Here is an 11,791-nt window from a genome sequence, read left to right on the forward strand (position 1 = left end):
TAGTTCATTTGTCACGGAAATTTGTAGTTCATTTTGATATGCGGAATCCCCGCTTCTTCAAACTCCTCACCTTCCGTAACAAATCCTAATTGCTGATAGAACGCAACGACCGAGGTTTGAGCATGAATGCGTAAATCAGAGATATTTTTATCAGCCAGAAATTCTAGAGCAGTTTCTACAGTTTTTCTACCAATTCCCTGATTTCTGAAGGTCGCTAAAACTGCAAGTCGCTCCAATTTTGCGTTTTTTGCATCCAGAAGTCGAATCCGCGCCGTTGCGATAGCTTGCTCTCCCCAATACGCTAGAAAATGCGTCGCGGCTTGATCCCGCCCATCAAATTCCAGCGCTGCATCGACTCCTTGTTCCTCCTGAAAAACCCGTGTCCGAATCGCGACGATATCGCTGTAATCGCGCTCAAACGATGCGACTTTAATGACGAGAGAATTGGCTTGCATGAATAATGTTTGAGCGACAACCTGAGCAATGCAGACTTAAAAGATACTAATTGATCTGGGGCGAATTTCGTCAAGATGGCTGACTCCAAAGGCGGGAATCCGAATGCGGAGAATGCCTGAGATAAGCTGTAGTTGTTAGCAAGTTTGAATTCTCCACAGATGGAGTGATTGCAATGCAAGTCGGTTTAAAGTGTGCGCTGAGTGATGCTCATCTAGATGCTGCTCAATCAAGTAGCCAACGACAACTTTCGATCGCAATTGAAGCGCTCCCCAGTTCCTCCGGTCGCACAGTGCCGCTTAATCTCTGTCTGGTACTCGATCAAAGCGGTTCGATGGAAGGACGATCGCTCTCAACCGTCAAGCAAGCCGCAGAACGATTAATCGATCGCTTGTCACCGGGAGATCGGCTGTCGATCGTCACGTTCAACCACAAAGCCAAAGTTCTCCTGCCAAATCAAATCGTCGAGGATCCAAACCGTCTTAAAGCAGCATTAAATCGGCTCGAAGCCGCAGGCGGAACGGCGATCGACGAGGGCATTCGATTGGGCATCGAAGAAACTGCTAAAGGTAAAAGAGAAGCCATTTCGCAACTGTTTGTCCTCACCGATGGCGAAAACGAGCATGGCGATAACGATCGCTGCCTCAAGCTGGCTCAAGTTGCCACCAATCAAGGTTTATCGATCAATTCCCTTGGGTTTGGCGACTCTTGGAATCAAGATGTTTTAGAAAAGATTGCCGATGCGGGTGGTGGGGCGCTCTCGTACATTCAGGAACCCGAACAAGCGGTAACAGAATTCGGACGACTGTTTGATCGCATTCAATCGATCGGACTTACCAATGCGTTTCTGCACCTCACGCTGGCTCCTGGAACTCGGCTTGCAGAACTTAAACCGATCGCTCAAGTTGCTCCGGAGACGATCGAACTTTTGGTACAGCAAGAAGGAAATTTAGCGATCGTCCGATTAGGCGACTTGATGACCAATGCGCCCCGTGTAATTCTGGCAAATCTTTATGTCAATCAGTTACCCGAAGGGAAAAACACGATCGCCGAAGTTCAGATTAGATACGATGATCCCGCAGCAAGACAGAGCGGATTCGCGTCTGAAACCTTCCCCGTCGAAATCGCTTCGCAAGCACAATATCAACCCAAACTTGATCCAGAAGTTCAGCAGAATATCTTGACACTTGCGAAATACCGCCAAACCCAAATCGCCGAAACGAAATTACAGCAGGGTGATCGTCAAGGTGCTGTCACAATGCTGCAAACGGCAGCAAAAACCGCGCTTCAACTGGGCGATCGCAATGCCGCAACCGTTTTGCAAAATAACGCAACTCAGTTAAATGCAGGCGGAGAACTATCGGAAGCCGATCGCAAAAAAACGCGATTAGTCTCGAAAACTATCTTGCGGGTGGCAGATTCTGAGTAGGCGTGGCAAATTCAACCGTCGGTAAAGCGCAGATTTTCCTAGCCATTGCGGGATCAGAATAGTTAGACGTTTTCCAAGTTGCGGGAGAACCAACACCATCAGTGTAGGTGATGGTGTTGGTTCTGCAATTCACATCCGCATATTGAAACTGAAACACACCACTACAAGCCGAACCGCCGTCTTTTGTCATCGTTTGCAGCACAATCAGTTGGCGAATATTTTTATCGGAGCGATCGGGCTTTTCGCTTCGCGCCACGATAAATTCTGGATCAGCATAAAAAACACAACCATCGCGGCTCTGACGCATCAGCAAATTGTATTTTTTAGCCACAAATTCATACGTCTCCACATCGGGTAGCGCCGCTATTGCTACACCCTGACCCAACACTGCAAGCGCCACCGCTACCGTCGCCACCGTTTTCATACCCATCTCCCTTAAAATCAATTTGAACGATTCTGACAGATCAAAATTTCTAAATCGAGAGCGAATCGCGGCAAAAACAATATCGATCTCCCGTTACCCTCTACAATGATTTAACGTAGATCCCCGAAAAATCCCGTGAATAGTGTTCGTACCGTTTCTGATACCAAGCGATCGTTTTACAATCTGCACACCCGTCCGGTGAATTCGATTTTCCGGCGAGTGGTGGAAGAACTGATGGTCGAAATGCACCTGCTTGCCGTCAACACGGACTTCCGCTACGACCCCTTCTATGCGCTGGGTGTGGTGACGACGTTCGATCGCTTTATGCAGGGATATCGCCCTGAAGCTGACAAAGAATCGATTTTCAGCTCGCTCTGTCGCGCCCTCGAATCCGATCCGCAGCAGTATCGCAACGATGCCCAGCACCTACTTTCTGCCGCATCGCAAAATCCTTGGGAGAACCTTGTAATTCCCGACAAGGCGGGTGAGTTTCGCGAGGTGCTAGCCGCGATCGCATCAAATCCGAAGTTCAAATACAGCCGTTTATTTGCGGTTGGTTTGTACACGGTTCTCGAAACGGCTAGCCCCGATTCGGTCAAGGATACTGCCAAACTAACTGAAGCCTTAAAACAAGTCGGTCAAGCCTTGAACGTGTCGCAAGACAAGATGCAAAAAGATTTGGAACTGTACCGCAGCAATCTGGAGAAAATGACGCAGATTCAAGCGGTGATTGCAGATGCGCTGGCTGCCGATCGCAAGAAACGCGAGGAACGCGCCCAAGCAAAAACTGTCGAACCCTCGAAAGACGAGGCAGCTACTGAGCCTTAAACTGAATTTTGATTGGCTGTATTCCTGGATTGTGTCGGGAAATCCAAACGATGGTAGAGACAAGTCGGTGACTTGTCTCTATTTATTTTTGCAGGAATCGCGATCGCTCCAAATGATCGAACGGTAGCGATCGCAACACATCTATAGGATCAAATTCGCCTACAAGTAGAACCGACCCGAATTTGATACATCCCATGACTATCCCAGAAATCACACAAAAACTCCTAGCCGCAAAAAAGGAAAAGGGGTTGAGCTTCGCCGATCTAGAAGCCATGCTCGGACGCGACGAAGTTTGGATTGCGTCCCTGTTTTACCGCCAAGCGACGGCTTCTGAGGATGAAGCCTCAAAGCTATTACACGCTTTGGGATTGAGTCAGGATCTTGCTTCAGAACTCACTCAATCGTCTGTGAAAGGTTTAGGCCCTGTTGTTCCGACTGACCCGTTGATTTATCGCTTTTACGAGATCATGCAGGTCTACGGAATGCCGATCAAAGAAGTCATTCATGAAAAATTCGGGGATGGCATCATGAGCGCGATCGATTTCACCCTCGACATCGAGAAAATCGAAGATCCGAAGGGCGATCGCGTCCTTTTGACCATGAATGGTAAATTCCTGCCCTACAAGAAGTGGTAGATTTCTGGAGCGTTCAGCGGAAACTCATCTACACTGGTCACAGTCAATGATCCCGTTGTATTCGTTGAGATGCCGATGCACGCTCCTCATTCTCTCAATTGTGCCTGTCCGGTCCACGATCCCCAAACCAAGCAACGTCAGCTTTTATCTGCGCTGATTGTGGTAGGCAGCTTTGCCGGAGTTGAAGGCGCGATCGGCTTATCGAGTCACAGTCTCGCGCTGGTGGCGGAGGCAGGACATTTAGTGTCTGATTGTTTTGCGCTGGTGTTGGCATTATTAGCGACGCGGATGGCTCAGGCTCCGATGCAGTGGGGCTGGATCGGCGAGAATACCGTTACCATCAAACCGAGTCGCTCGCCGGAAACTTGGGCAGCTTTGCTAAACGGAGTTGGACTGATCGTAGTGTCGCTGTGGATTATGTGGGAAGCGATCGCCCGGTTTCAAACAACATCACCTGAGATCTCTAGCTTACCGATGCTAATTACTGCGATCGTTGGTTTAGCGGTGAATGGTATTAATATTGCAATCTTGCATCAAGGCAGCGATCACGATTTGAACTTACGTGCGGCATTTTTGCACGTTGTCGCGGACGCGTTAGGGGCGATTGGGGTGATTGTTGCAGCGCTCTCCGTTGCTGTTTTTCATTGGATGTGGGCAGATGGCGCGATTAGCTTAGCGATCGCCGGATTAATCTTAGTGTCAACGATTCCCCTAATTCGTCAGAGTATTCAAGAACTACGACGCTCGCTATGATTGTCTTACCGGAGTGGCGAGGCACGATCGCATGAACATCGCAAAGACGAAGAAGCTGACTTTTCAGGAATATTTGGACTTCTGTGAAACAAGTCAAGAGCGCTACGAATTAGTCCGGGGAGAATTACAGCTAATGGCTCCGCCTGTTTGGTTACACTATCGAATTGCTAAATTTCTAGAACGCGCATTCGACGATGAGATTACTCGGCGACAGCTCCCCTGGGAAGCACATCGCGATCCTGGACAGCAAACAGAAGAAAACACCTCTCGCCTTCCAGATGTCGCGATCGTGCCAATCGAAGCAGTTGAAGAATCTATTGATCGACCTGCTATCTTAACGATCGCTGCCATTCTAATCGTGGAGGTTGTCAGCGATAGCACTGCGCTGCAAGACTACCGCGAGAAGGTGACAGAATACCAAAACAAAGGAATTCGAGAATATTGGATTGTTGATCCTGATCCGTTTGGAGCGGCAAAGTATATTGGTTCTCCAAAACGTCCGACCGTTAGCGTGTACTCGTTGGTGGATGGAGTCTATCAAGTCGAGCGATTTCAGGGGAGCAATTGCGTCATTTCTCCCACATTTCCACACTTGCAACTTACCGCAGAACAAATTCTCAACGCTGGGCGATGAGTGCTTTTATCGCTGCGCTCAGAAAGCACCCATCGCAACTGCAATTAAACAGGAGGCACGATCGGTAAATTTGGATCTTGCTCAATGCTATGCAAGTTGGTCGTGTTTACTCGTCCAGCAGTCAAAAAGCGGAACGTCTCCTGATACAGGCTCTGCCAGAATCGATTACTCATATTTTGGCTGACTTCAGTTGGATCAACCATCGGATGCGGCACGAGATCTTCTTTGGGATACAGGAAGAATCGGTGTCCTTCGCCTTCTCCACCAATGCGCTGGTAAAAGTCTTGATTCGTTTCGATATCGGCTGCATCTTCGTTCTCAGTCAAGACTAAGAACGTGGGAATGTTTGAGAGCGATCGCACCGATTTGTCACTCAAAACCATGCTGCTCCCAAAGCGATCGGCAGCCGTCAGACATCCAACCGGAAATCTCAAATTCGCATCCCAACCCGATTCGCTAATGTCCAACGGGCCTGCTAAGTTCACATAGCGCCGCCGTTCTTCCCCGTAGATCTTCAGCAAGGGCGCATAAGCAACCACTCTCCGGACGCGATCGGGACGCGATGCCGCTAATCCCAAGGCAACCGCACCGCCAACCGACAAGCCCACCGTGAAAATATCTCCCGGCATTGCCGCAAGTTCGTTTAATCTTGCTTGCGCTTCGGTGAGATAGCGTAAATGCGAAGAAATGAAATAGCGATCGAAATCTGGATCATCGGGCAATTCTAGCGCTTTGATAATATCGAGCAGTTGCGGCTCAATCATGACTAATCGCGCCATCAATCCCATCTGTTGCATAAATCCGGGACGGGTAGCTCCTGGATTATTCGTGAAGTTTTTGATATACGCTTGCAGCACCGGATCTTTTTGCACCTTTTCTTTAATCGGTTCTGCATATTCGGGCTTGAGATCGACCTGACACCAGTTTTTGGCTGGATTGATGAGCGGATGTCCTGCGATCGAGGGTTGATAAACGTTGAACCCATTGCGAAAGAGATAATCTGCCAATCGCCACATTTGATGCGGTTTGGCGCTGAATCCGTGAAAAATCATTACCGTGCCGCGAATCGATCGACCCGGTTCGTGAAATAAGTAATACGGCAGTGCACCGTCTCTACCATCAGGATTCTGATTGAGAGATTGAATATAGGCATCGATCGCAGATTTTGTTTGATTGATTTGCTCAAGCGTGGGAATCGTGTCAGCGGCAATGTTCATGATTTTGGCTTAAAAAGATTTCAGAACGACGATCCGGGCTGTTTCAGGAACTCGATTTCTTCTGGCGTAGAAGAACGACCCAGAATTTGATTGCGGTGAGGAAACCGCCCAAACTGCTCGATTACCGCTCGATGGCGCAAAGCGTAATCGTAAATTTCTTCTAACTCAGGATTGCCTTTAAATTGCTCAAATAAACGGACTGATTCGTTTTGATCATCGAGATCTTCACTGTGTTCGAGCGGCAAATAGAAGAAGAATCGCTGGACTGGGGCAACTTGCTGATCAAACTGCTGATCGATCACATCTTTCGCAATTTCTAATGCTTTAGTATCTGTCGCAAACGATCGAGGTGTGTCCCGAAACAGATTGCGCGGAAATTGATCTAACACAATGATCAACGCTAAACAGCTTTCGGGAGAACTGCTCCAGTCGTCAAGCTGATTCGATGCGGCTTGCTCGTAAAGGGGGAGAAAGCGCGATCGTACCTCTGCATCAAAAATTGGATTTTTGGTAAACCATTCCTTCCGCATTTCTAGCTTGTCCCCGAACCAGAACGATAAAACTTCAACAGCAGTCATCTTTTTCTCCAATCAATCTCTATAAAATTTCGGAACTTTAAAAAGCAAAATTCCCCAAAGCCTCCAAAAACGCCGCGATAGTGTCACGATCGTCTGCCAGAGACTCCGGGGAGTCGATTAAGTTGAATGCCTTATGACATCGCTTGAATAATGAAATCGAAATAGGGAGCCGCTTCTGCTGCATCAGCTTCACTCAGGAGACCCAGAGAAGCTTCTTTGAGACAGCGAATTGCCTCTGCCATTCCCGGAACTGGAACACCGAGCGCGTTGTACATTTCCCGCGCACCGATGACTCCAATTTTCTCGATCGGGTCAGTACTACCGCAGAGGATGCCATAAGTCACTAGGCGCAAATACCAGCCGTAATCGCGTAAACACAGCGCCCGTTCCCGGTTTCCGTAAGCGTTACCGCCCGGAGAAATGAAATCGGGGCGTTTTTTCCACAATTGCTTGCTGGCTTGTTCTACGATTTTCTTTTCGCTATCAGACAGAACGCTCACAATCCGAGTGCGCTGTTCTCCGGTTTGAAAAAACTCTCTTATCCCGTTGAGTTCGCCTCTCGTTGGGTAACGAAGCTCGTCGTCGGCTTGTAGGATAACTTGGCTAACTACGCTCATGTTGTTATTGCAGTATCTCAGAAGTCACTTTGTAGTTTACCGAGTTTCGGGCACGATGCGAAAGGGGATTCTCTCATTTGTCTTGACAAATTGTTACATTTCGTCGTGTGAGGGTGCGATCGCGAATGCCTCAAATCAACTCAGAAAATGAGTAACGAATAAAATAGAGTTTATTCGTTCAATATAACTCAATGACGATTACGACGAATGACCTTCCTGAAGCTCTGCAAGCAATACTGTTAAAACTTCAACGAACCAATACACCCCTCACTGTAATTCATGAGGGCAAACCTATTGCGATCATAAATCCAGCGCAATCTCATAAGCCCCGTCCTGCTGCTGGATTTATGAAGGGTCGTGATGAAATTTTAGGTGATATCGTTTCTCCCATTGAGCAGCCTTGGGAAGTGCTGCAATGAAAATCCTGCTGGACACGCACATTTGACTCTGGTATCTGTTTGACGACCCACAACTTTCCCAGATCTTGAAGAATATAATCTCAGACTTTGAATTATGGCTAAGTCCTATCACCATCTGGGAAGTCATGCTCCTTGCGGAGAAAGGAAAGCTATCGTTGCCACCTGATCCGATGACTTGGATTAATCAAGCTTTGCAGAAATTGGAAAGTCAGCCGTACTCAATCATGAAATTGCGCTCCTCAGCCGTCATTAGCTTGCCCTCACCAAGATCCATCGGATCGCTTTATTGCTACTACTGCAATTCACTACGATTTACAACTCGCCACAATGGAGCAAAATCTAATCAAAACGCCTTCTCTGCAAACGATTAATTAATCTGCGATCGCTCCAAAGTTCTTCACTCTCCACACATCTTAGGTAAGCGTTCTCGGAGCGTGGCGATCGGTAAAAGGAGATTGTCTTCGATTTCCTGGCGTATTGTGTCTCACAGGCTGACAACTTCGACATCAAGGCGCTGCTTAACTGGATGTTCTGCAGTGAGGAGCCGATCGATTTTGTCTAAAACGGTGGCATGAAAATAGCGCTCTCCACAGCCTGGACAAACTTCAGCATCAACATTTTCAACAATGTTGATGCTGAAGTTTGTCCAATGTTGTCGTCTCACTTTTTTGAAGATAGGTTGTCCGCTACAAGATTCACAAATCATTTTTTTGCGCTACCTAAGCTAACAAGATCCTTTAAGTCGCAGCTTTAATTCATTTGTGTCGCGATGATCAGAGATTTAGCCATCTGCCCACCGCAACATCGATCTACTCGATCGCTTCTTCGTCCCCATACAGCACGGGCAAGCTCACATGAGTCACATGCTCGGTTTTGCTGAGTTTGACGATGCGAGATCCACGATCGTCTCTCGCGCTCAGATCGATCACGTCTACATCAATCCGCGCTAAGTGATTCTCATTTGTTAACAGGAACACCAGCGATTGAGGCAATACGGCAACGATTCCTGCTACTACATCCGTTTTGTTGTTGAAGTGGAAGGATTGGGTTCCGAGTTCTCCCGCACTTGCACGACGTAAGGCTTGCACCCCCATGTGTTTCGCGTAGCCTTGCTCGGAAATCATCAGAAACGTATCGTCTTCGTTAGCAATCGCCCAACCAACAATCCGTTCTTTTTTAGAAACGCGCATTCCGGTTTGACCTTGAGAGGTGCGAGTTGCGATCGGAATCTGCAAATCGTTCACCTCAAATCTCAAGACTCGTCCGCTTGAGGTTGCAAGTAAGACTTGTTCTCCGACTTGCACCGGACTTACACACAAAAGCTGATCGCCTTCTTTGAGCTTCAGAGCCGTGAGCCCCCGTCCGGTTAGATCGGTGAACTCAGAGAGCGGTAATCGTTTGATGCGTCCTTGTTCGGTGAGCAGCAGGACAAATTGATCCTCGATCGCATCGGGCAGGATGAACGTGCCTGCGATCGAATCTGGTTCTGCTTGTGCGGCAGGTGGTAAGAGTGCCACAAGCGGTGTACCTTTCGATTTACTATTATTTGCCTGTGGAATGTCGCGAACTTTTACCGCAAAAGCTTTTCCACTGCGCGTGAAGACAACTAGCGTTTTACCTGTTGTAGTGAAATCGGTTTGCGTTGCGAAATCGTCTCCGTCTTCGAGTTCTTTCGTTGCGGTGTCATCGTTACGATTCTTGCTGACGCGATCGTACACTTTCGGAGTCATTCGCCGCACATATCCGCGCTGTGTCACTTCCACGACTGCGGACTGTTCTTCTTCCTCAAACTCAAACGATAAGTTTGTTGTTGATTTTGCCGCAGGAACATCATCTTTTTCGCTGACTTCGGCTGCAATTTCTGTAGCCGCAACGATTTTAGTTCGTCGATCGTCGCTGTATTTTTTCTTTAGCGATCGTAAGTCTTTCTTCAGCGCTTTCAGTAATTCACGGCGATCGCTGAGGAGCTTATTCAACTCCTGCATTTTCACAACAAGTTCGTCATGCTCGGTTTGCAGGCTTTGACGCTCCATTCCGGTGAGACGGCGCAGCGGCATCGAAAGAATTGCGTCGGCTTGTCGATCGCTCAAATCCAGTCGCTCTTGCAACTGAAGTTTAGCAGTGCCGCCATCCGGAGCATTCCGCAGAATTTGAATCACGTCATCAAGGTTCGACAACGCTTTTAATCGACCTTCAACAATGTGAAGTTGGCTTTCGGCTTGCCCGTATTCGTTGCGATATTGTCGAGTTAGGGTGGTTTCGCGGAACGATAAAAATGAATTCAGTAATTCTCGCAGCGTCATTTGGCGCGGTTGAGCATTGTCTAACGCCAGCAAAATTACGCCGAAATTGGTTTGCAGTGGAGTTTGCCGGTAGAGCAGGTTAAGAATTTTTTGAGGATTCGCATCGCGGCGCAGTTCGATCACCACGCGAATCCCCTCGCGATCGCTCTCATCCCGCAAGTCCCCAATGCCTTCGATCTTGCCTGTGTTCACAAGTTCCGCAATCTTTTCGATTAGCCCTGCCTTATTCACTTGGAAAGGCAACTCTGTAATCACGATCGCGCTTCTACGATGCTTGCCGCGTCCAGTGCTAACTTCTTCGAGATTAGCAATTCCGCGAACGGGAATACTTCCGCGTCCGGTTAAGTAAGCTTCTCGAATTCCATTTGTGTCAATAATTTCGCCGCCTGTGGGGAAGTCAGGCCCCGGAATTAGTGCGAGTAATTCATCATCTGATAAGGTAGGTCGATCGATCAACGCCACCAACCCATCAATAACTTCACCTAAATTATGGGGTGGAATATTCGTCGCCATCCCCACCGCAATCCCTGAACTGCCATTTAGCAACAGAATCGGTAACTGCGCGGGTAATACGGTTGGTTCTTGTTGTGAATTATCAAAGTTACCAACAAAATCAACCGTTGCCTCGCCAATTTCATTTAATAAAGCTTCATTCCCGATCGCAGAGAGTCGCGTCTCGGTATATCGCATCGCCGCAGCCGGATCATTATCAACTGATCCAAAGTTTCCGTGACCCCCAACTAACGGATAGCGACTAGAAAAATCCTGCACCATTCGCACCAGCGCATCGTAAACCGCCTGATCGCCGTGCGGGTGATATTTACCTAAGACATCCCCGACAACACGGGCGCATTTACGGTAAGGTCGATCGGGAGTTAAGCCTAATTCGTGCATCGCGTATAAAATACGACGATGAACAGGCTTTAAACCATCGCGGACATCCGGCAGCGCACGTCCTACGATCACGCTCATGGCATATTCTAGATAGGACTGCTGCATCTCCGTATGTAGAGCAGTTGGGATCACCTGTCCGGTTGGGAGAATGTTTAACTGTTGTGATTGAGGTTGCGTCCGCGCCATGAGCCTATTTATCCTGCTGAACTTTTACAATAGTCGGAGTTTTGGGGGTTCCGAAGGGTCGATCGCTCTTGCCTGAAAATACTAATACAGTTGAGCTACCTTACAATCGTTCTATTTTGCCGTATCCAGTGCATTTCGTAAGAGGAATTTATAATGCAAACCGTTCTGATTGTGGAGGATGATCTGATTAACGCGAGAGTCTTCTCCAAAATTCTGACAAAGCGCGGAGGTCTGGCAGTCAAGCATACTGAGAATGTAGACGAAGTGATTCAGATTGCACAGGCCGGAGAGGCAGACATTATCTCATTTTATCTACAGCTAAATCGCTGAAAATGCCTTGAAAACTAGCTTTTACTTTATGTACATGTCTACGCTGTAGGTTCTATGACGTAGACATTTGAATCTGCTATCCCGGTGCTAA

The 11,791-nt window shown here is 48.0% G+C and carries 13 protein-coding genes and 1 pseudogene; 7 read left to right on the plus strand and 7 right to left on the minus strand.

Annotated features, from left to right (window positions below; all coding sequences use genetic code 11):
* Nucleotides 1-11 precede the first annotated feature (11 nt).
* A complete protein-coding gene (locus NC980_RS13370) occupies nucleotides 12-455 on the minus strand; it encodes a GNAT family N-acetyltransferase (RefSeq protein WP_190377032.1) in 444 nt (147 codons plus the stop codon).
* 173 nt (nucleotides 456-628) lie between these two features.
* On the opposite strand from NC980_RS13370, the gene NC980_RS13375 reads away from it, so the two are divergent.
* Nucleotides 629-1,882: a VWA domain-containing protein gene (locus tag NC980_RS13375; RefSeq protein ID WP_190377033.1), complete on the plus strand. Its 1,254-nt coding sequence runs from the start codon at nucleotides 629-631 to the stop codon at nucleotides 1,880-1,882.
* Here the strand turns inward: NC980_RS13375 and NC980_RS13380 are convergent.
* A complete protein-coding gene (locus tag NC980_RS13380; protein WP_190377034.1) occupies nucleotides 1,854-2,306 on the minus strand; it encodes a hypothetical protein in 453 nt (150 codons plus the stop codon). The genes NC980_RS13375 and NC980_RS13380 overlap by 29 nt on opposite strands.
* Before the next feature lie 135 nt (nucleotides 2,307-2,441).
* On the opposite strand from NC980_RS13380, the gene psb29 reads away from it, so the two are divergent.
* The 4 genes from psb29 to NC980_RS13400 all read left to right on the plus strand — a co-directional run bounded on the left by psb29 (nucleotide 2,442) and on the right by NC980_RS13400 (nucleotide 5,156).
* Nucleotides 2,442-3,134: a photosystem II biogenesis protein Psp29 gene (psb29, locus tag NC980_RS13385; protein WP_190377035.1), complete on the plus strand. Its 693-nt coding sequence runs from the start codon at nucleotides 2,442-2,444 to the stop codon at nucleotides 3,132-3,134.
* A 194-nt stretch (nucleotides 3,135-3,328) separates the two neighbouring features.
* On the plus strand, nucleotides 3,329-3,769 hold the full coding sequence (cynS, locus tag NC980_RS13390) for a cyanase (RefSeq protein ID WP_190377036.1): 441 nt from the start codon (nucleotides 3,329-3,331) through the stop codon (nucleotides 3,767-3,769).
* A gap of 75 nt (nucleotides 3,770-3,844) precedes the next feature.
* The gene (locus tag NC980_RS13395; RefSeq protein WP_190377037.1) at nucleotides 3,845-4,522 is read left to right on the plus strand and encodes a cation diffusion facilitator family transporter; all 678 of its coding nucleotides are present in this window, start codon (nucleotides 3,845-3,847) and stop codon (nucleotides 4,520-4,522) included.
* Between the two features lie 31 nt (nucleotides 4,523-4,553).
* On the plus strand, nucleotides 4,554-5,156 hold the full coding sequence (locus NC980_RS13400) for a Uma2 family endonuclease (RefSeq protein ID WP_190377038.1): 603 nt from the start codon (nucleotides 4,554-4,556) through the stop codon (nucleotides 5,154-5,156).
* Between the two features lie 44 nt (nucleotides 5,157-5,200).
* Here the strand turns inward: NC980_RS13400 and NC980_RS13405 are convergent, their stop codons facing one another.
* The 3 genes from NC980_RS13405 to apcD form a co-directional block, all read right to left on the minus strand.
* The gene (locus NC980_RS13405) at nucleotides 5,201-6,373 is read right to left on the minus strand and encodes an alpha/beta fold hydrolase (protein ID WP_190377039.1); all 1,173 of its coding nucleotides are present in this window, start codon (nucleotides 6,371-6,373) and stop codon (nucleotides 5,201-5,203) included.
* A gap of 20 nt (nucleotides 6,374-6,393) precedes the next feature.
* Nucleotides 6,394-6,951, minus strand: a complete 558-nt coding sequence (locus NC980_RS13410) for a DUF924 family protein (RefSeq protein WP_190377040.1) — start codon at nucleotides 6,949-6,951, stop codon at nucleotides 6,394-6,396.
* A gap of 131 nt (nucleotides 6,952-7,082) precedes the next feature.
* Nucleotides 7,083-7,568, minus strand: a complete 486-nt coding sequence (gene apcD, locus NC980_RS13415; RefSeq protein WP_190377041.1) for an allophycocyanin subunit alpha-B — start codon at nucleotides 7,566-7,568, stop codon at nucleotides 7,083-7,085.
* Nucleotides 7,569-7,759: 191 nt separating this feature from the next.
* On the opposite strand from apcD, the gene NC980_RS13420 reads away from it, so the two are divergent.
* On the plus strand, nucleotides 7,760-7,987 hold the full coding sequence (locus tag NC980_RS13420) for a type II toxin-antitoxin system Phd/YefM family antitoxin (RefSeq protein ID WP_190377042.1): 228 nt from the start codon (nucleotides 7,760-7,762) through the stop codon (nucleotides 7,985-7,987).
* 484 nt (nucleotides 7,988-8,471) lie between these two features.
* Here NC980_RS13420 and NC980_RS13425 read toward each other — a convergent pair whose 3' ends face one another.
* Both NC980_RS13425 and gyrA read right to left on the minus strand, forming a co-directional pair.
* Entirely contained in the window at nucleotides 8,472-8,693 is a 222-nt protein-coding gene (locus NC980_RS13425) for a YgiT-type zinc finger protein (protein ID WP_242026921.1), read from the minus strand.
* A 103-nt stretch (nucleotides 8,694-8,796) separates the two neighbouring features.
* Complete coding sequence (gene gyrA / locus NC980_RS13430) at nucleotides 8,797-11,370, minus strand: DNA gyrase subunit A (RefSeq protein ID WP_190377044.1); 2,574 nt, start codon at nucleotides 11,368-11,370, stop codon at nucleotides 8,797-8,799.
* 153 nt (nucleotides 11,371-11,523) lie between these two features.
* Here gyrA and NC980_RS13435 point away from each other — a divergent pair.
* A pseudogene (locus NC980_RS13435) lies at nucleotides 11,524-11,673 on the plus strand (response regulator); the annotation flags it as partial.
* Between the last annotated feature and the right edge of the window lie 118 nt (nucleotides 11,674-11,791).

It is taken from the genome of Leptolyngbya sp. AS-A5 (genome assembly GCF_039962495.1).
In the GTDB taxonomy this organism is placed as follows: Bacteria; Cyanobacteriota; Cyanobacteriia; order Leptolyngbyales; family Leptolyngbyaceae; genus Leptolyngbya.